The organism is Thioalkalivibrio sp. AKL8 (assembly GCF_000380525.1).
Lineage (GTDB): Bacteria > Pseudomonadota > Gammaproteobacteria > Ectothiorhodospirales > Ectothiorhodospiraceae > Thioalkalivibrio > Thioalkalivibrio versutus.
Genome location: NZ_AQYF01000008.1, coordinates 19,760 through 38,501, shown reverse-complemented (window position 1 = coordinate 38,501; position 18,742 = coordinate 19,760). Strand labels below are relative to the sequence as shown.

The 18,742-nt window shown below is 66.1% G+C and carries 13 protein-coding genes and 1 riboswitch; of the genes, 9 read left to right on the top strand and 4 right to left on the bottom strand.

Annotated elements, in window-relative coordinates:
• Positions 1–41 precede the first annotated feature (41 nt).
• Complete coding sequence (metG, locus tag G335_RS0107465) at positions 42–2,081, bottom strand: methionine--tRNA ligase (RefSeq protein WP_018176353.1); 2,040 nt, start codon at positions 2,079–2,081, stop codon at positions 42–44.
• Between the two features lie 453 nt (positions 2,082–2,534).
• Between metG and apbC the strand changes: the two genes are divergently transcribed.
• The 4 genes from apbC to G335_RS0107445 all read left to right on the top strand — a co-directional run bounded on the left by apbC (position 2,535) and on the right by G335_RS0107445 (position 5,471).
• Complete coding sequence (gene apbC, locus G335_RS0107460; RefSeq protein ID WP_018146032.1) at positions 2,535–3,626, top strand: iron-sulfur cluster carrier protein ApbC; 1,092 nt, start codon at positions 2,535–2,537, stop codon at positions 3,624–3,626.
• Between the two features lie 27 nt (positions 3,627–3,653).
• Positions 3,654–4,220, top strand: a complete 567-nt coding sequence (gene dcd, locus G335_RS0107455; protein ID WP_018169459.1) for a dCTP deaminase — start codon at positions 3,654–3,656, stop codon at positions 4,218–4,220.
• A 31-nt stretch (positions 4,221–4,251) separates the two neighbouring features.
• Positions 4,252–5,157 (top strand): carbamate kinase, encoded by a 906-nt coding sequence (locus G335_RS0107450; protein ID WP_018176352.1) that lies wholly within the window; start codon positions 4,252–4,254, stop codon positions 5,155–5,157.
• 95 nt (positions 5,158–5,252) lie between these two features.
• Positions 5,253–5,471, top strand: a complete 219-nt coding sequence (locus tag G335_RS0107445; RefSeq protein ID WP_026287977.1) for a hypothetical protein — start codon at positions 5,253–5,255, stop codon at positions 5,469–5,471.
• A 32-nt stretch (positions 5,472–5,503) separates the two neighbouring features.
• Here G335_RS0107445 and G335_RS0107440 read toward each other — a convergent pair whose 3' ends face one another.
• From G335_RS0107440 to fnr, 3 genes are all read right to left on the bottom strand, one after another.
• Positions 5,504–6,073, bottom strand: a complete 570-nt coding sequence (locus G335_RS0107440) for a DUF2058 domain-containing protein (RefSeq protein WP_018169462.1) — start codon at positions 6,071–6,073, stop codon at positions 5,504–5,506.
• A 72-nt stretch (positions 6,074–6,145) separates the two neighbouring features.
• A complete protein-coding gene (locus G335_RS0107435) occupies positions 6,146–6,643 on the bottom strand; it encodes a DUF2390 domain-containing protein (protein WP_018169463.1) in 498 nt (165 codons plus the stop codon).
• Positions 6,636–7,367, bottom strand: a complete 732-nt coding sequence (gene fnr / locus G335_RS0107430) for a fumarate/nitrate reduction transcriptional regulator Fnr (RefSeq protein ID WP_026313073.1) — start codon at positions 7,365–7,367, stop codon at positions 6,636–6,638. Before fnr ends, G335_RS0107435 begins: the two co-directional genes overlap by 8 nt.
• A gap of 291 nt (positions 7,368–7,658) precedes the next feature.
• Between fnr and G335_RS0107425 the strand changes: the two genes are divergently transcribed.
• The 5 genes from G335_RS0107425 (at position 7,659) to G335_RS0107405 (ending at position 18,502) form a co-directional block, all read left to right on the top strand.
• Complete coding sequence (locus G335_RS0107425) at positions 7,659–8,897, top strand: cyclopropane-fatty-acyl-phospholipid synthase family protein (protein WP_018176351.1); 1,239 nt, start codon at positions 7,659–7,661, stop codon at positions 8,895–8,897.
• Positions 8,898–9,034: 137 nt separating this feature from the next.
• Positions 9,035–10,933: a hypothetical protein gene (locus G335_RS0107420; RefSeq protein WP_018176350.1), complete on the top strand. Its 1,899-nt coding sequence runs from the start codon at positions 9,035–9,037 to the stop codon at positions 10,931–10,933.
• Positions 10,934–11,021: 88 nt separating this feature from the next.
• Positions 11,022–11,269: riboswitch (cobalamin riboswitch) on the top strand.
• Positions 11,270–11,411: 142 nt separating this feature from the next.
• A complete protein-coding gene (locus G335_RS0107415) occupies positions 11,412–13,277 on the top strand; it encodes a TonB-dependent receptor domain-containing protein (RefSeq protein ID WP_018176349.1) in 1,866 nt (621 codons plus the stop codon).
• A 3-nt stretch (positions 13,278–13,280) separates the two neighbouring features.
• Positions 13,281–13,835 carry a cob(I)yrinic acid a,c-diamide adenosyltransferase gene (locus G335_RS0107410; RefSeq protein WP_026287978.1) on the top strand — a complete coding sequence of 185 codons (555 nt, stop codon included), beginning with the start codon at positions 13,281–13,283 and terminating at the stop codon, positions 13,833–13,835.
• A 113-nt stretch (positions 13,836–13,948) separates the two neighbouring features.
• Positions 13,949–18,502, top strand: coding sequence for a cobaltochelatase subunit CobN (locus tag G335_RS0107405; protein ID WP_026304786.1), 4,554 nt, complete (start codon positions 13,949–13,951; stop codon positions 18,500–18,502).
• Positions 18,503–18,742: the final 240 nt, after the last annotated feature.

Genomic DNA, 18,742 nt, shown 5'->3' with positions numbered 1-18,742 from the left:
CCGCGGGTGTTCTGCGTAAATCGCGCCGCCGGGGGCGGGCACTACTTGACGCGCATGCCGGGCCGGGCGCCGTCATCCGGATTCAGGATGTACAGCTCCGAGCCGCCCGGGCCGGCGGCCAGCACCATGCCCTCGGAGACGCCGAAGCGCATCTTGCGCGGGGCCAGGTTGGCGACCATCACGGTATGCTGACCGATCAAGTCCTCCGGCGCGTAGGCGGACTTGATGCCGGCGAATACCTGGCGCGTCTCGTCGCCGATGTCCAGGGTCAGCTTCAGCAGCTTGTCCGCACCCTCGACGTGTTCGGCGTTGGCGATGCGCGCGATGCGCAGATCCACCTGGGCGAAGGTGTCGAAGTCGATGGTCGCGGCGATCGGGTCCACGGTCGCCTCCGGGGCGGCGTTGTCGGTGGCGCTGGATGCCTCGGGCGAGGCCAGGGTGGCCTTCGACGCCTCCAGCAGCTTGTCGATGGTCTCCGCTTCGATGCGGGTCATCAGCGGCTTGAATTTCTGGATGCTGCGTCCGACCAGCGGTTCACGGCTGGCCCAGCGGGTGTCTTCCAGATTCAGGAACTCGGCGGCATCGGCGGCGAGCTTTGGCAGCACCGGGGCGAGATAGACGATCAGGATCCGGAACAGGTCCAGCCCCTGGGTGTTGATCGCCTGGACCTCGGCCTCGCGGCCCTCCTGCTTCGCCAGGACCCAGGGTTGGGCCTCGTCGATGTACTGGTTGGCCTGGTCGGCCAGGGCCATGATGCGGCGCATCGCCTGGGCGAATTCGCGCTTCTCGAACGCCTCGGCAATCGCCTCGCCCTCGGCAACGAAGGCCTCGTGCAGGTCGGGCCGCGGGAGTTCCGCGGCCAGTTCGCCGTTGGAGCGCTTGTTGATGAAACCGGCGCAACGGCTGGCGATGTTGACCACCTTGCCGACCAGGTCCGAGTTCACGCGCTGCACGAAGTCTTCGAAATTCAGGTCCAGGTCGTCGACGCTGTCGCCCAGCTTGGCGGCCAGGTAGTAGCGCAGGGATTCCGGGTTCAGGTGCTCCAGGTAGTCGCGGGCGCGAATGAAGGTGCCGCGCGACTTGGACATCTTCTGCCCGTTGACGGTCAGGAAGCCGTGGCAGAACACCGCCGAGGGGGTGCGATAGCCTGCACCGTGCAGCATGGCCGGCCAGAACAGGGTGTGGAAGTAGGCGATGTCCTTGCCGATGAAGTGATACAGCTCGGCGTCGGAGTCCGCCCCCCACCAGGCGTCGAAGTCCAGCCCCTGCTGCGCGGCGTAGGCGCGAAAGCTCGCCATGTAGCCAATCGGTGCGTCGAGCCAGACGTAGAAGTACTTGCCCGGCGCATCGGGGATCTCGAAGCCGAAGTAGGGTTTGTCGCGGGAGATGTCCCAGTCACTGAGACCGGTGTCGAACCACTCGTCCAGCTTGTTGCGGATCGCGTCCTGCAGGCGTCCGGAGCGGGTCCATTCGCGCAGGAAGGCCTCGAAGTCGCCGAGCTTGAAGAAGTAGTGCTCGGATGCGCGCGACTCCGGGCGCGCACCGCTGATCGCGGAGACCGGGTCCTTCAGGTCCAGCGGGCTGTAGGTCGCGCCGCAGGCCTCGCAGGAATCGCCGTACTGTTCCGCGGCGCCGCATTTGGGGCAGGTGCCCTTGATGAAACGATCGGGCAGGAACATCCCGGCCTCGGGGTCATAGGCCTGGTCGATGGTGCGGGTCTCGATATGTCCGGCATCGCGCAGCGCGGTGTAGATCTGCCCGGCCAGCTCGCGGTTCTCGTCCGAATGGGTGGAGTGGTAGTGGTCGAACCCGATGCGGAATTCGGCGAAGTCGGCCTCGTGTTCCTGGCGCACGCGGGCGATCAGTTCTTCCGGCTCGATGCCCTCGGCGCGCGCCTTGAGCATGATCGGCGTGCCGTGGGCGTCGTCCGCGCAGACATAGATGACCTCGTGACCGCGCGCGCGCTGGAACCGCACCCAGATATCGGTCTGGATGTACTCCACCAGGTGGCCCAGGTGGATCGGGCCGTTGGCGTAGGGCAGGGCGCTGGTGACGAGGATCTTGCGCGGGGTATCGGTCATTGCTTGGCTCGTTTGGGTGGCACCGGGCGCGGGTGCAGGGGCGCTATTGTCGGGTTTGGCTCGCGGGTTGTCGAGGCGTGCCAAGGGCTCCGGCATGTTGTCCACAGAAGCTGTGGATAACTCTGTGGGCAACCCGGTGGAATCGGTCGCGAGGCCTTGCCACACAAGGCCGCATGACAAATTGGTTAAAAAACGACCAACACATAAGAAAGGAGGAAAAACAGTATTTTGCAGAACAATGGTGCAGCGACTTAGATGCTTGTTCGCCTATCTTGGCCGATGTTCCCTATCTTCAGGTCCTTTGTGCATAAAACCGTCGCAAGGGCCTTGACACCTGCCTTGATTCGCGCCCGGGGGCTTCGGAAAGGACGGGTGGCTCGTGGTGCCATTGGCGTCGTGCACCGAGGCCAGTAGAATCGCGCGATCACTCCCAACATCGGATGCCACGTACCCATGGCCGAACTCGCGCGAGAGCAGATCGAAAACGCCCTGAAGACCGTTCAGGACAAGTACCTCGAGCAGGACCTGGTCGCCGCCGGCGAGGTCCGGGACATCCGCGTGGACGGTGCCCGTGCCGCGATCGATATCCAGATGGGGTATTCCGCTGCTGGGTACCACGACGAGCTGCGCGCCGCCATCCAGGGTGCCCTGGCGGGTGTGGCCGGGCTCGAGTCCTCCGAGGTCACCATCAGCACGAAGGTCACGACCCACGCGGTGCAGAAGAGCCTGAAGCCAATGGCGGGGATCAAGAACATCATCGCCGTGGCTTCCGGCAAGGGCGGGGTGGGCAAGTCCACGACCGCGGTCAACCTGGCGCTGGCCCTGGTCGCCGAGGGCGCGCAGGTCGGTATCCTGGATGCCGACATCTATGGCCCCAGCCAGCCGCGCATGCTGGGGATCAAGGACAAGCCGGAATCCAAGGACGGCAAGAGCATGGAGCCGCTGGAGCGCCACGGCGTGCAGGCGATGTCCATTGGTTTCCTGATCGACGAGGACACGCCAATGATCTGGCGTGGCCCGATGGTTACCCAGGCGCTGGAGCAGCTCCTGAACGAGACCAACTGGAAGGAGCTGGACTACCTGATCATCGACCTGCCGCCGGGCACCGGTGACATCCAGCTAACCCTGTCGCAGAAGATCCCGGTCTCCGGTTCGGTGATCGTGACCACGCCGCAGGACATCGCGTTGCTGGATGCGCGCAAGGGCCTGCGCATGTTCGAGAAGGTCGAGGTGCCGGTGCTCGGCATCATCGAGAACATGAGCATCCACATCTGCTCGAAGTGCGGCCACGAGGAATACATCTTCGGCCAGGGCGGCGCCGAGGGCATGGCGGAGGAATACGGCGTGGATCTGCTGGGCGCACTGCCGCTGGACATCCGCATCCGCGAGCAGGCGGACGGTGGCGAACCCACCGTGGTCGCCGACCCGGAGGGCCGCATCACGGAGATCTACCGCGAGATCGCACGGCGCACGGGTGCCAAGCTGGCTGAGCAGTCCAAGGACTACAGCAGCAAATTCCCCAACATCGTGATCCAGGACAACTGATCCGGTGCGCCACCAGGGACAGGCCCAATGAGCATCAAGGCGGACCGCTGGATTCGGGAGATGGCCGAGACGAAGGGCATGATCGAGCCCTTCGAGCCCGGCCAGATCCGCTACCGCGACGAGCAGCGGATCGTGTCCTACGGGACCTCGAGCTACGGCTATGACGTGCGCTGCTCCGATCACTTCAAGATCTTCACCAACATCAACTCCAGCGTTGTCGACCCCAAGGGCTTCGACGAGGGCAGTTTCGTGGACGTGCAGTCGGACTGCTGCATTATCCCGCCGAACTCCTTTGCCCTGGCGCATACGGTCGAGTACTTCCGCATCCCGCGCGATGTGCTGACCATCTGTCTGGGCAAGTCGACCTACGCGCGCTGCGGCATCATCGTGAACGTGACCCCACTGGAGCCCGAGTGGGAGGGCCACGTGACGCTGGAGTTCTCCAACACCACGCCGCTGCCCGCCAAGATCTACGCCAACGAGGGCGTGGCGCAGATGCTGTTCCTGCAGTCCGACGAGGTCTGCGAGACCTCCTACAAGGACCGCGGTGGCAAATACCAGGGCCAGCGCGGCGTCACGCTCCCGCGCACCTGACCCAACCCTTCAAGTACGGAGTAGGCCCGCCATGCGTATCGTGATCGCGCTGGGCGGTAACGCCCTGCTGCAACGCGGCGAGACCCCCTCGGCCGAGGCCCAGCAGCACAACGCCCAGCGTGCGGCGGCAGCCATCGCGGCCGTGGCGCGCGAGCACGAGGTGGTCGTCACCCACGGCAACGGGCCGCAGGTGGGGTTGCTCGCCAATCAGGCGGAATGCGATCGCATCGCCTGGCCGCTGGATGTGGTCGGGGCCGAGAGCCACGGCATGATCGGCTACATCCTGGCGCGGGAGCTGCATAACGCGCTGGGCCATGACCGGGTGGCGAGTCTGCTCACCCAGACCGAGGTCGACCCGAACGACCCCGCCTTCGACCACCCGGAAAAGTTCATTGGCCCGACCTGGGACGCGGCCCGCGCCCGCGCGCTGGCCGACGAGCGCGGCTGGGACGTGGCACCAGACGGCGAGGGCTGGCGGCGGGTGGTGGCGTCGCCGGAGCCGCAACGCCTGCTGGGTATGGAGGCCGTCCGCAGTCTCGTGGATGGCGGGTCGGTGGCGATCTGTGCCGGGGGCGGCGGCGTACCGGTCGCGCGTGACGGCGACGGGCGTCTATACGGCATCGAGGCCGTGGTGGACAAGGACCTGACGGCCGCGCGCCTGGCCGCGCATGTCGGGGCGGACTGGTTGTTGATGCTGACCGATGTCGACGGCGTCTACATGGACTGGGGCACACCGGACGCCCGGCGCCTGAAGGCGCTTCTGGTTACGGCCGTGGAGCCGGCGGCGTACCCGGGCGGTTCCATGGGGCCGAAGATGGAGGCTGCACGGCGCGCTGCCCAGGGCGGCATTCGGGTCGGGATCGGTTCGCTGGAGGACGCCGCGGCTATCCTGGCCGGGCAGGCGGGGACCCGGATCCTGCCGGTGGGCGCCGCCTGAAGCCCTTGCCGGAACCCCCGCCTGTTACACTCGATGTTGCACGCCCGCCGCAGAGTTTGCAGGCTTCGAGTACACATGGATCAAGAGTGAAGATGATGCGAGAGATTCAGCGAGCCGCCCCCCTGGTGATCGGTCTGACGGCCGTGGGTCTGCTGGCGCTAGGCTGCGGCAGCGGCGAGCCGGAGGAGTCGGCCGGCCCCGCCCAGGGCCTGGAGCAGGGCGGCATCACGCCGCAGGACATGTCCAGTGACGAGGCGCGGCGCCCGCAGCAAAGCGGCATGCCCGCCGCGGACGTGAAGCGCGCAACCGACTGATTGGATCGGTGACTGCGGGGATTCCCCTGCAGTCACCACATGAGGTCGTCGGGTACGACGTAGTCCTTGTACGGGTCGTCCGGGGCGGGTTCCGATCCGGTTTCGTCCTCGGCGGGGATGACCAGTGGCCATTCCGGATCGCGCTCGCGGATGCGGTCGGCGGTCTCTCGCGGGATGACCCGGAACCCCTTTTCCGGGCGCACATCCAGGCCGGCAAGCGCGGCGCGGCCATCGGCCAGGCGCTTTTGCAGGTCGGCGGTCACCGGGAGGTGGCGGATCTGCCCGCCCTGCTGGAAGTGATAATCCAGCGCGGCATCGCCGGTGGGGATTGGCGCCAGGTGGGTGCTCACTAGTTCGCGGATCTGCGCGTGGCGCGCCCGGCGTTCGGCACGCTCCTGCTGTTCGCGGTTCTTCTGTCGCGAACGCTCGGCCTGCTCGGCCTTGCGCGCCTCGGCAACGCCTGGCTCCGGACCGGTATTGCGGTCCTTTTTCTTTTTCGCGTTGCCTTTCTGGGCCTTGTGCTTTTGCGACTTGGCCTGGCGAACCTGTTTTTCGTCCACCAGCCCCTTCTTCAGGAGCTGACTGCGCAGATCTTCCGACATGAATCCTGCCGTGTTCGGTCAATGTGCGGGGAGCATAGCCGGAATCTGCCCTCGCGTGCAGCACGGCGCCGGTCAGGCCGCGGCAAACGCGCGCACTCCGTCGCGGATCTCGGCATCCGGCAGATCGGGGAACAGGGTGCGCAGTCGGCGCTGGGGATCGATGGCGTTGGCCCCGGTGCTCTGTTCGGCCTGGCGTCGGGCCTCTGCGAGCAGTTGCAGGCCGCCGAGGCGCTCGCTTTGCAGCTCCAGCGCCAGTACGGCGCGGTAGAGCGTGTCGCGTTCGGGGGTGTGGAGTTGCCGACGCAGTACGCGGAGGCGTTCGGTGGAGGATGCCTGCCAGCGCCGGGCCGTTTCCCGTAGTGCCCGCCATTGCGGGGTGCTCAGGGGCTGCGGGTACCACAGGGCAAACAACGCCAGCATCACGTCCACGCCAAAATCGTCCTGCCAGCGCATCAGGCGCTCACGCGCGACGGGGTCGGCCCAGAGGCTGGCGGCGAATGCCCAGAACGGGGCGAAGTCTGTGGCCAGTGGGTCTTCCCCTGGCTCCGGCTTGGGTCCGGGTTCAGGCACTGCTCGCGGCGGAGGTGAAGGTGACCCCGGCCGTGTTGCGCAGGCCGTCGGGCTGGAGGATCTCCAGATCCCGGGTGTGCAGGTTGATCACACCCTGGTTGCGCAGCTGAGTAAACAGGCGGCTGATGGTCTCCTGGGTCAGGCCCAGGTGGTTGGCGATGTCTGCCCGTGACATGGGCAGGTAGAACCGCTCGGGGGACAGGCCGCGGGCGCGATGGCGTTCCGACAGGACGATCAGGAAGGTCGCCAGACGCTGCTCCGCGGTACGTTGGCCGAGCAGGGCGTGCAGGCTTTCGTCCTGGGCCAGTTCCTGACTCATCACGCTCATCATGTGCTGGCGGAAGGTCGGCAGGCGGCCGGCGAGGTCGTCGACATGGCCGTAGGGCACGGCGCAGACGCTGGTGGACTCCAGCGCAATGGCACTGACCGGGTGCTTGCCGGAGTGGATCGCGTCCAGCCCCAGGAGGTCGCCGGCCAGCGCGAAGCCGGTGATCTGTTCGGTCCCGTCATCGGAGATCAGCACCGTTTTCAGTGCCCCGGTGCGGACCGCGTACAGCGCTTCGAACTTGGTCCCCATGGTGAACAGGGGCGCACCCTTGGCGATCGGCCGGCGTTGCTGGACGATTTGGTCGAGTTGCCAGAGTTCATCCTGGGGCAGGCCCATGGGCAGGCAGAGCTGGCGCAGGGTGCAGTGCTGGCAGGCTTGGGTGGGTCGTAGCGTCATGGGTGCAGGGTAGCCGTTTTTTCGACGTTGGGGAAAGCGATCTTCGGGGTATGCCATCGGGGATGGGAATGCGGTACTGTCCCCATGAGTTGTAGGCGATTACAGAAGGGTTTGCTGTCGGTCAGCCGGGCCGCACATCGAGATGGCTCGATGTCTTCTCCCTCCGGCGGCTGCGTGGACAATGCGAGACATCGGTTATTAGGCTGAGTCTAGAGTCTGCGGCACGGTCACGTTCGGCGTTACGCGTGGGGGCTGAGAGACCCGACCGCTAGAACAAGGACAGGGGTAGAGATGATCGAGCGGTTACTGGAGCAGTACATACGCTACGGGACCTTCGTGCTGCGGCATCCGGATGGCCGTGAGCAGCGTTTCGGGAACGGCGCGCCGGAAATCACCATGCAGGTGCATGACAAGGCGGCGTTACGCAAGATTGGGCGCGACCCGGGCTTCCAGCTGGGCGAGACCTACATGGACGGCCTGTGGTCGCCCGGCCCCGAGGGCCTGCAGGTGTTCCTCGACGTGGCCATGCGCAACTTCGCGCCGATGTTCAAGCAGCGGGTCAACCCTGCAGTGCGCATGCTGCGGGCCCTGATCGAGCAGGGCAACAAGGTGGCGCGCTGTTACCAGAACATCGCCCATCACTACGACGTCGATGAGTGGCTTTATCGTCAGTTCCTGGACGAAGGCATGTTCTACAGCTGCGCCTATTTCGAGCGCCCGGATATGACGCTGGAAGAGGCGCAGCAGGCCAAGTGCGCGATGCTGCGGAAGAAGTTGATGCTGGAGCCGGGCATGCGGGTGCTCGACATCGGTTGCGGCTGGGGCGGTCTGGCCTTCCATCTCGCCGAGCATGCCGGTGTCCATGTCGATGGCGTGACGCTGTCGAAGGAGCAGTTGCGGGTTGCCCGTGACGAGGCCAAGCGTCGGGGGCTCGAGGATCGGGTGCGGTTCCTCTATCAGGACTACCGCGAACACGACGATCAGTACGATCGCATCGTCAGCGTCGGCATGTTCGAGCATGTGGGCACGCCCAACTACGAGACGTTCTTCCAGCGCGTGCATGATCTGCTGAAGCCGGAAGGCATTGCGGTGCTGCACACCATCGGGCGTCAGGAACCACCGAGTACCTCCAACCCCTGGCTGAGCAAGTACATCTTTCCGGGCGGGTATACGCCGGCCCTGTCCGAGGTGATGGGCGCGCTGGAGCCCACGCCGCTGTACACCACCGATATCGAGTTCTGGCGCCTGCATTACGCCGAGACGCTGGCCGAGTGGTATCGCCGCTTCCAGAAGGTGCGGCCCGAGGCCGTCGAACGCTTCGATGAGCGTTTCTGCCGCATGTGGGAGTTCTACCTGGCCAGCTGTGAGGCCACCTTCCGCTGGTGGGATCAGGTGGTCTTCCACGTGCAGATGGCCAAGCAGCAGGATGCGGTGCCGTTGACCCGCGATTACCTCTATCGTGACGATGCCCCCGAAGTGATCTCCACACCGCCCGGGAAGGCCCGGGCACAGCCCAGCGACGCCGCCTGAAGGCGAGGCGAGGGGGGCGATCCGGGGCCGATCCCGAAAGTACTGCAAAACTCGGGCGAACCGAACGCGCATTCCCTACACTAGTGGTCACGTTGCGGCCATGCCGGCGGTAACCACCCATTCCGGAGCAGGGGCGCGTGTTCGGTCGCTTTCGTAAACGCAGGGAGGCACAGGGCCAGGAAAGCCCGCAGGCCGGCGGACCGTCACAGGAACACGTCCTGATCGAGGCGGCCGGGCGCAGCCGCATTACCGAGGTGGCCGCCACCGCGCGGCGTGTTCCCTGGTCGCTGAACTTCCTGCAGTTGCTGTGGGCCGCCGGGCCAGTCACGTTCCTGGCAATGCAGGGCGGCTACTTCCTCGGTTTCGGCCACGCCGCCCCGGCACAGAACTTCATCTTCTTTGCCGTTTACACCCTGCTGTTCGGGGTCATCGGCCTGGTCGCGCGTTTCGTTGCGGACGCCACACGGGGCAAGCGCCAGGAGCGCTCGCGCGATCAGCTGCGCAACACCATCGACTTGCTGCCGGATCTGCTGTTCGTCACCCGCGACCTGGCGATGGGCGAGATGACCCCGGACATGCGCCGGCGCAAGGCAGCCCAAGTCCTGCTGCACGAAGTGGATATCGCCCCCGAGGCCGTGGCGGTCGCGGTGCGCGAGATGACCGGCGATGCCAGCCTGGCGGCCGCCGCGGAGCAGATCGAGATTTATCGTCGCCTGGGTCTGCGCTCGCGCGTCGCGGATCTGGTGGATGCGACCGAGGACTCCCGGCTCGCGGCCCTGGAGAAGCTGCATCACGAGGCGCCGGAGGTTGCGGATCTCCTGCGCGACCGCTTGCGGGGCGTGGCGCCAACCCAAGAGGACGGTGTGCGCCGGGTGGATCAGTTCCTGGATCGACTGTTCTCCGCCGCGGACGCCGATGACCTGGCGCGCTGCACCCTCGACGACGTACAAGCGATCTTTGTCCTCGCCTTCGAGTTGGTGAACGGACGCCAGATCAAGCGGCTGAGCTTCGAATGGTCGGGGGGGTGGCAACTCGGGGCGGCCCTGGACCGACTGGAATCCCAGGGCAATCGCTTCCGTGTGGCCCAGGCCGGGGTGGTCAGCCGCCTGCGCTCGCTCGGCATCCTGCTATCCCAGCACGAGGCGTCGGGCCTGGATCCACAGGCCCTGCGCGAGCCGATCGTCAGCCTGGGTCGTCAGGTGCTGGAGGCGGTGCAGCGGTTGGAGGATCTCGAACCTTCGGAAAATTCTGCGGACGGCCAGCTCCTCGGTCTTGCCCTGCGCCGGGTCGAGGACTTGCGCGAGGCACGCGACCACCTGATGCAGTCGCAAAGCCGCTACACCAATGCGGTGGAACGCTGGGAGGCCCTGCGTCGGGCGCAGGTCGAGAAGCGGGGCGAGAAGCGCTGGTTCAAGCGCAGCGTGCGCGGTATCCGGGTGAGCGAGGAGCTGATCGAGCTGACCGACGACCAGAAGCTGAAACTGGCCAGCCACTTCTGCTCTTTCCTCAAGGAACACAAGATCGAGCGCGAGGGAGACCTGTTCTACTTTGGCGGCTCGGCGCTGGATGCGGAGACCGCCAAGCGGATCGGGATCCAGCTCGCCCTGATCATGGAGCCGCTGGTGGATCTTACGAACCCCAGTATCCAGCGTGCGATCTATGCCAACCCCGCGGCCTATCTGGGCGGGCTCTACGTCGGCATGAGCGCGGATGCCAAGGCAGGCCTGGGCTCGGCGATGGTGCGCAAGGTCCGCCAGGATCTCGGGCGCATGGCCGAGTGGCTGGCGCTGCGCCTCACGCGCATCTACAACCTGCCACTGAGTGACTCCATGCGCGATTTTCTGGTCAGCCACTATGGGGCCAATCGCGAGCGCCTGGACATGCTGGCGACCCATCCCGGGGACGAGTCGCACCCGGTGGCGTTACGCGCCGAGCGCTCGCCCGAGTTCGACGCCATGCTGCAGGACAAGACCTGGGGGCTGCTGCTCAAACGCGGTACCCGCTATCTGTATGCCGAGGAACGGCGCCGCCGCTGATTGTCTCCGACATGCGAGCCTGGGTAGCTCCTTTCGGGATCGCGCGGCGGGTAGGTTAGCGGCTGGTAATTTTGCGCCCAACTGTGTAGGGTTCGCTACGTTCCTCGGTGCCCGACCAATCACGGCTTGGCGGGTTAAACGGGAAGATCGGTGAGTCTCCGACGGGCCGCAAGGCCTGGGGACGATTCCGACGCTGCCCCCGCAACGGTGATCGAGCGAGAGACCGCCAGTCGGTTTCTGATGGTCGCGGCCAGTGCCACTGAACCCTGGGTTCGGGAAGGCGCCGCGCCGGAACGCTCGTCAGTCCGGAGACCGGCCAGGGAATGATCGCGCGGCATGCGGCGGGCATGCGAGGCGGATGATCGGGCCCGGCCGTTCGCCGGTCGTGGCCGATCCCCCTCGTGTCTGTCTCCCCCTGTCCGTGCGATCCCGACGAATCAACGGCGTGCGGGCGGCTCGCCGGGAGACAACAAAAAACATGAAACGCACAGCACTCTCCGCGGCCATCCTGCTGGCCACCAGTCCCGCCCTGGCGGACACACCGAATACCGACGATGCCCAGACGCTGGAGACCGTCCAGGTCACCGCCTCGCGCATCGCCCAGACGGTGGACGAGACGCTCGCTTCGGTGACCATCATCGACCGCGAAGAGATCGAACGCCTGCAACCCCAGCAGTTCACCGATCTTCTGGAGGGCCGCGCGGGGATCGAAACCTCCCAGAATAGCGCCTTCGGCAAGTCCACTTCTGTGTATACGCGTGGCACGAGTTCCGACCATACGCTGCTGTTGATCGACGGCGTGCGCATGGGTTCCGCGACGACGGGCGGCGCAAGCTGGCAGTTCCTGCCTCCGGAAGAGATCGAGCGGGTGGAGATCGTGCGCGGTCCGCGCACCAGCATCTATGGTTCGGACGCGATTGGTGGGGTCGTGCAGGTCTTCACCCGGGAAGGCCGCAAGGGCCCGCCAAAGGTCAATGCGTTTGTTGGTGGTGGCAGCTTCAATACCTGGGAAACGGGGGTGGGGGTCGCTGGCGGTACCGACAACACGAACTACAGCCTTTCGGTCAGCCATTTCGAGACCGACGGTATCAACGTCCAGGACGGAGTGGGCGATGAAGACCGCGATGGCTATGACAACACCTCGCTTGCCACCAAGGTCTCGCACCGGCTCGATAATGGAGTCGAGGTTTTCGGTAATGTGCTGTACTCAGAGGGTAGGTCCGAATTCGATGGCACCGAAGATGAAACCGATTTTCGGCATGCCGCCCTTCGTGCTGGCTTGCGAGTGGCTGTAACCCCCCTTTGGGATACCGAACTCAGTGTTAGTCACAGTCGCGATGAGAACGATAATTTCAACGATGGTGTCTTTTCGTCGCGCTTCAATACGAAACGCGACGGCGTGGATTGGCGAAACGATTTCGAGATAACGGACCGTGTTTACTTGATTGCCGGGCTTGATGCGTATGAAGACCAGGTGGATAGCACCGCCGATCACGTTGAAGATTCGCGCTACAACGTCGGTGCTTATTCCGTCGTCCAGGTTGACCTGGGTCGGCATGATCTGGAGGGCAGTCTGCGCTTTGATGACAATGAGCAGTTCGGTGACAAAGTCACCGGGCAGGTGGCTTGGGGGTTGCAGGTAACGGAACCCCTGAGATTGCGCGCTTCCTATGGTACCGCCTTCAAGGCTCCAACTTTCAATGATCTCTATTTCCCAGAGTCGTCGTCTTTGTTTGGGACATATCGAGGGAACCCGGGGCTAAATGCAGAAGAATCTGAAACGGTCGAGATTGGAATGCGTTACAGCATCAACGAGTCGTATCTCGACTTAAGCGTGTTTGAAACTCACGTTGATGGTCTTATCCAATACCAATGCGTTACCAATTGTAATGACCTCAACCCCGCTACGGATGTGAACGAGCCTCGAAATGTTAACGAGGCGCGGATTCGTGGGTTGGAAATCGAGGGCGGACACGATATCGGAGCATGGAGCTCTCGTGCTGCTCTGACGATACTGGATACAGAGAACCGAGACACTGGTAATGAATTGTCTCGCCGCTCTCCTCTGACTGTCCGCTTCGATCTGGACCGTCAGTTCCAGCGCATTTCCCTCGGAGGGTCAGTAATTGCGAAAAGTCGGGCAAAGGAAGATCTGTTTGGTGGGGATCAGGCACGTTTATCCGGCTATGGGCTGTTGAACCTTCGAGCGAGCTATCAGATTCATCCGGAATGGCAGCTTCAGGCTTCGGTCCAGAACGTGTTCGACAAGGACTACGAGACGGCGGGCGGCTACAACCAGCCGGGGCGTGCCGCGTTCGTGAAACTGCGTTATCAGCAGAGGTGATCCATGGGTAATCGACTGTCGAAGATTGCGACCCGTACGGGTGACGAAGGCCGAACCGGCCTTGGTGACGGCTCGCGGGTGGACAAGGACTCGCATCGCGTCGAGGCCTTCGGTGATGTGGATGAGCTGAACAGCGTGATCGGCCGGTTGCTGATCCATGACCTGCCCGAAGAGGTCCGGCGCTCGCTGGCGCTGGTGCAGCACGAGCTGTTCGACCTGGGGGCGGAACTGGCCGTGCCGGGCCATCAGGCGTTGCCGGATGCGTCGGTGGAGCGTGTGGACGTGGAGCTTGAGTCCTTCAACGACGATTTGCCGGCCCTGGAGGAGTTCATCCTCCCGGGCGGCGGGCCGGCCGCGGCCGATTGTCATATCGCCCGTACGGTCTGCCGCCGGGCGGAACGGCGTCTCGTTGCGCTCAATCACCACGAGGCGTTGCGCCCGGGTTCGCTGGCCTACATCAACCGGCTGTCGGATCTCCTGTTTGTGCTCTGTCGCGTGCTCGCGCGCCACGAGAACGGCGAAGAGGTCCTCTGGCAGCCGGCCAGCCGGCGTGGCTGAAGCGCTCTTCTGAGGGGCGCCGCTGCGGCGGCGCTCCAATCCCATTGCAGTGGTCGCTGGCGTGTCGGGTACACGCCTCGCGGCCCCTTGCGCCTGTTTTTCGGGAAATCTCCATGCGTGTTCGTTGCACGAGTCTGATTGCTTTGGCGTTTTTTCTGTTCGGGGTCGGGACGGCCGGGGCCGGGCCGCTCGTGGTGGGGGTTGTCTCCGATCGCTCGGCGGCGGAGGTCGCCGCCGGGGCGCATCGCTTCCTCGAGGCCCATCCGGAGGCCGAGGTCGTTCTGCGCACCCCGGAGCAGCTCACGGACAAGTCGGACGAGGCGGTCGCGGCGCTGTGGCGCGAGGCGGACGCGGTGCTCGTCGCGGCCGTCTTCGGGGATCAGGCCGCGCGCCTCGATCGCCTGTTGCGGGAGGCCCCGCCGCCCGAGGGAGCCCCGATCCTGGCCATCAACAGCGTTCGCCACCTGACGGCGTTGTCGCGGATCGACGGTGAGGCCGTACTCGCGGGGCTCGATGACGAGATGCGTACCGAACTGGCGGCCAACCCGGATCCGGGTGAGGACCCGCGCGCGCACCTGTCCCGACAGCAGGAGCGCTTCCCCGAACAGGCGGACTGGCTGACCGGGCGGGCGTTCTACCAGGGGCGCACGCCGGAGAACATGGAGGGGCTGATGCGCTGGCTGGCCGCGCGCGGCGGCCACGCGATCGACGTACCGGACCCGGACCCGCGCGAGACCATCCGCTACTACCGCCATGGCAGCTCCAGCCCCGATTCGGACGCCCTCGATCTGGAGGAGGGTCCGGCCGTGGCGCTCCTGGATCTGGATACCGGCGACCGGCCGGGCGACCGCGCCCTGCTGGATGCGGCCTGCGAGGCCCTGGAGAACCGCGAGATCCAGTGTTTTGTGGTGCTCGCGCGCTGGGGCGGGGCGAGCCGCGAGGCGGTCGAGACCCTGGAGAAGGTGACCGGGCCGGCGGATCTCGCCGGGATCGTGAGTCTGCAGGACTTCGTGGTCGGCGGGGGCGGCAACCGCGAGGCGGTGGCCGAGGCCTTCGGCGAGCTGGATGTCCCGGTGATCAAGGGCATCCGCCTGGCGGATGTGAGCGCAGCCCAGTGGCGGCTGTCGCACGAAGGCATCCCCTGGGACAAGGTGCACTACCACGTGGCCATGCCGGAGTTGCAGGGTATGAGCCAGCCGATGGTGCTGGCGGCCGCGGGCGCCCCGGAACAGGATGAACGCACGGGTGTGCGCCTGACACTGACCGAGCCGGTGGGCGAGCGCGTGGAGGCTTTGGCCGACCGGGTGGCAAGCTGGCAGCGGCTGCGTGCCCTCGACAACGCGCACAAGCGGGTCGCGGTCGTCTACTACAACCATCCGCCGGGTCGCCAGAACATCGGCGCGGACAAGCTGGATGTGCCCGAGTCCCTGCTGGAGATGTTGCAGCGGCTGGAGGCGGCCGGCTATGACCTGGGCGACAACGTGCCGGAGGATGCCGAAGCCCTGCTGGACATGATCCAGGACCGGGCGGTCAATCTCCCGGAGCAGGCAGATGCGCTGGACGCGATCGCCGGCCGGGTGGCCGCGCTCGATCGCGAGCAGTACCAGGCCTATTTCGACGCCCTGCCGGAGTCGATCCGGGCCGAGTTGGTGGATGGCCCGATCGGCTACCTGCAGGCGAGGCTGGAGGCGGCCAAAGGGGCCGACGAGATCGATTTGGCACAAGCCGCGCTGGAAAGCGGTGTCGGTGATCTGCGCCACATGCTCGAGAGCTATCCGCACGCGGCCCAGGATCGGGCGCTGGATCTGCTCGCACAATTCGAGGCGGCCTGGGAGGCCACGCTGGCGGGTGAGGACGCGCATGCGACGACCGAGCAATTGCGCAAGGCGCTGGTGCGCACGGGCATCCCCGGCCTGACCGGCTGGGGCGAGCCGCCGGGCGAGGCGATGACCCGCGACGGCGAGATGCTGTTCCCGGGGATCGAGTTCGGCAACGTGTTCATCGGCCCGCAGCCGCCGCGCGGCTGGGAGGTCAGCGAGCGCCTGCTGCACGCGAATACCACCTTCCCGCCGACCCACCAGTATGTTGGTTTCTACCACTGGATCCGCGACCACTTCGAGGCGGATGCGCTGGTCTATGTCGGCCGCCACTCGACCCGGGAATTCCTGCCGCGTCGGCGGGCGGGTCTGGCGGCAGATGACTACCCCGAGATCCTCGGGGGCGCCCTGCCGATCATCTACCCCTACATCGTCGATGGGGTGGGCGAGGGCATCCAGGCCAAGCGCCGGGCCATGGGCGTGATGATCAGCCACCTGACCCCGCCATTGGCGGCGACCGAGCTGTACGACAGCCTGCTGGAACTGCGCCAGCTGGTGGAGACCTACGAGGCCGCGGCTCAGCCGGATGCCGCCACCCGTTCGCGGGCGGTACAGACCCTGCGCGAACGTATCGAGGATCTCGGCCTGACCGAGACCATCGAGCGGGAAATGGCCCTGGGGCATCATCACGACCACGGGCACCACCATGACGACCACGGCGATCACCACGTGGGTCATGACGAAGAGCCCGACACCACCGGGCATGGCGAAGGTCATGCGGACGAACATGGCGACGAGCAGCGTGACGCGGACCATCACCGGGAACATGGGGATGAAGAGCACGAGCACGCCCATGAGCATGATCATGAGAACGAGCATGCGGATGAGGGGCATGACGAACACGCCACGACCCGGCTGTCCGAGATGGACGAGGAGTTGCTGGTCCACGAGATCGGCCACTACCTGACCGACATGCAGGAAGACCAGATGCCCCTGGGGCTGCACGTGTTCGGGCGCGACTGGAGCGACGAGGCCGTGGACACGATGCTTGAGTCGATGGCCGGTGATGGCGTGGTCGGCGACGACTGGGACGCGAAGCTGCGCGGATCGCCGGCCAGCGAGCGTGCGCATCTGCTGGCGGCCCTGGAGGGGCGTTTCGTGCCACCGGGCCAGGGCAACGATCCGATCCGGACCCCGGAGGTGTTGCCGACCGGGCGCAACTTCCATGCGCTGGCGGCGGATCTGGTGCCCACGCGCATCGCCTGGGGCATCGGCCAGGAACTGGCCGCGGACGCTCGCGAGCACGGCGATCCCGAGGCCGACGGCAGCGAGGCGATCATCCTCTGGGCGTCGGATACCGTGCGCGACGAGGGTGTGATGATCGCCTTCGGCATGGACATGCTGGGCATTCGCCCGGCCTGGAACAGCCGCGGGATCGTCCAGGGACTGGAACGCATGGACCTCGACGAGGCGGAGCGTGACCGCCGTCGCGATGCCCTGTTCACCACCTCCGGTTTGTTCCGGGACCTGTACGAGGACCAGCTGGTGTGGCTGGATCGTGCCGCTCGCCTCGCGCTGGATGGCTCGTCCGACATCATTCTTGCGGAATACCCCGAGCTGGAACCGGCACTGGAAGCGGCCCTGGCCCCGCTGGGGCAGGACCTGCGCGATCCGGGCGACGAGCCGCTGGCGCGTAACGATGTGGCCGCGCAGTGGGTGGAGGACACCCAGGCCCTGCGTGCGGCCGGGCTCGATGGCGCCGGGGCCGGGCAGCAGGCGGCCCTGCGCGTGTTCGGCTCCGCGCCCGGGGCCTACGGCGCGGGGGTCAACCGGCTGGCGGATCGCTCCGGCGCCTGGGAGGACCGCGCCGAACTGGGTGCGGCCTACCTGCGGCGCATGGGCCATGCCTACGGGGCGGATGAGTCCGGTGGCTCTGCGCACGAGGCCTTCGAGGCCCGTCTGGGCCAGGTCGGACGGACCTACCTCGGGCGGGCCTCGCATCTCTACGGCCTGCTGGACAACGACGACGGGTTCGACTTCCAGGGCGGTCTGTCCACCGCGGTCGAGAGCATCCGCGGCGAGGTGCCGGACAACCGCGTGCTGCAGCACGCCGATCCGGACGACCCGCGGGTGGAGACCCTGGGCCGCGCGCTGATGCGCGAATTGCAGGGGCAGAACCTGAACCCGCAGTGGATCGAGCCGCTGATGGATCACGGCTATGCCGGGGCCCGCACCATGGCCCGGGACTTCGTCGACAACCTGTGGGGCTGGCAGGTGACCAACCCGGAGATCATCCGCTCCTGGGTCTGGGACGAGGTGCACGACGTGTACCTCCAGGACCGCCACGGGTTGGGGATGCAGGAGTTCCTGGCCGACGGCCACAACGTGCACGTGAAGACCCACCTGCAGGCCGTGCACCTGGTTGCGGCCAGCCACGGATTCTGGGACGCCGATCCCGAGGTGCTGGATGCATTGTCCGAGCGCTTCGCGGAACTGGTCGCCGAGCACGGCCTGCCCGGCAGCGGTCACACGCGCCCGGATCACCCCATGCTGGACGAGGTGGCCGAGCGCCTGGACGACGCCGAGCTGCGCGCGGCCTTCGAGGCGGTGCGGGCGGCCGCGCAGATCGACCGGGCGGAGCCCGAGGCCGACCCCAGTCGCGTCACCGAGATCCAGCCGCTGGAAGACCCTACCGCGCAGGAGGCGCAGGAGATCCCCGAGCCGGCCGAGGCCGACGGCGGTCAGGAGACCGGCGACGAGGCGGCGGGCATGCCCTGGCTCCCCTGGCTGGTGGCTGGTGCGCTGTTCGTGCTGCTACTCGCCGGTATTGCTGCGGGCCGGCGGCGATAACCGCCATGGGCATTTTCGACCCTGTACTTGTAGGAGCCGAGCCCTCTCGGCGATTGCGGCGTTGGCCACGCCCCATCGGCCAGAGGCTGGCCTCCTACACGGGGCTGTACGGCCGCCGCGGGGCGGTAGGCGTAACCGCCACGGGTATTTTCGGCCCTGTAGGAGCCGAGCCCTCTCGGCGATTGGGGCAATGGTTACACCCCATCGGCCAGAGGCTGGCCTCCTACGCAGGACGGAAGG

Bases quoted from the DNA above. Each gene is read 5' to 3' on its own strand.
- metG (WP_018176353.1), bottom strand. From the start codon at position 2,081: ATGACCGATACCCCGCGCAAGATCCTCGTCACCAGCGCCCTGCCCTAC.
- apbC (WP_018146032.1), top strand. From the start codon at position 2,535: ATGGCCGAACTCGCGCGAGAGCAGATCGAAAACGCCCTGAAGACCGTT.
- dcd (WP_018169459.1), top strand. From the start codon at position 3,654: ATGAGCATCAAGGCGGACCGCTGGATTCGGGAGATGGCCGAGACGAAG.
- G335_RS0107450 (WP_018176352.1), top strand. From the start codon at position 4,252: ATGCGTATCGTGATCGCGCTGGGCGGTAACGCCCTGCTGCAACGCGGC.
- G335_RS0107445 (WP_026287977.1), top strand. From the start codon at position 5,253: ATGCGAGAGATTCAGCGAGCCGCCCCCCTGGTGATCGGTCTGACGGCC.
- G335_RS0107440 (WP_018169462.1), bottom strand. From the start codon at position 6,073: ATGTCGGAAGATCTGCGCAGTCAGCTCCTGAAGAAGGGGCTGGTGGAC.
- fnr (WP_026313073.1), bottom strand. From the start codon at position 7,367: ATGACGCTACGACCCACCCAAGCCTGCCAGCACTGCACCCTGCGCCAG.
- G335_RS0107425 (WP_018176351.1), top strand. From the start codon at position 7,659: ATGATCGAGCGGTTACTGGAGCAGTACATACGCTACGGGACCTTCGTG.
- G335_RS0107415 (WP_018176349.1), top strand. From the start codon at position 11,412: ATGAAACGCACAGCACTCTCCGCGGCCATCCTGCTGGCCACCAGTCCC.
- G335_RS0107410 (WP_026287978.1), top strand. From the start codon at position 13,281: ATGGGTAATCGACTGTCGAAGATTGCGACCCGTACGGGTGACGAAGGC.
- G335_RS0107405 (WP_026304786.1), top strand. From the start codon at position 13,949: ATGCGTGTTCGTTGCACGAGTCTGATTGCTTTGGCGTTTTTTCTGTTC.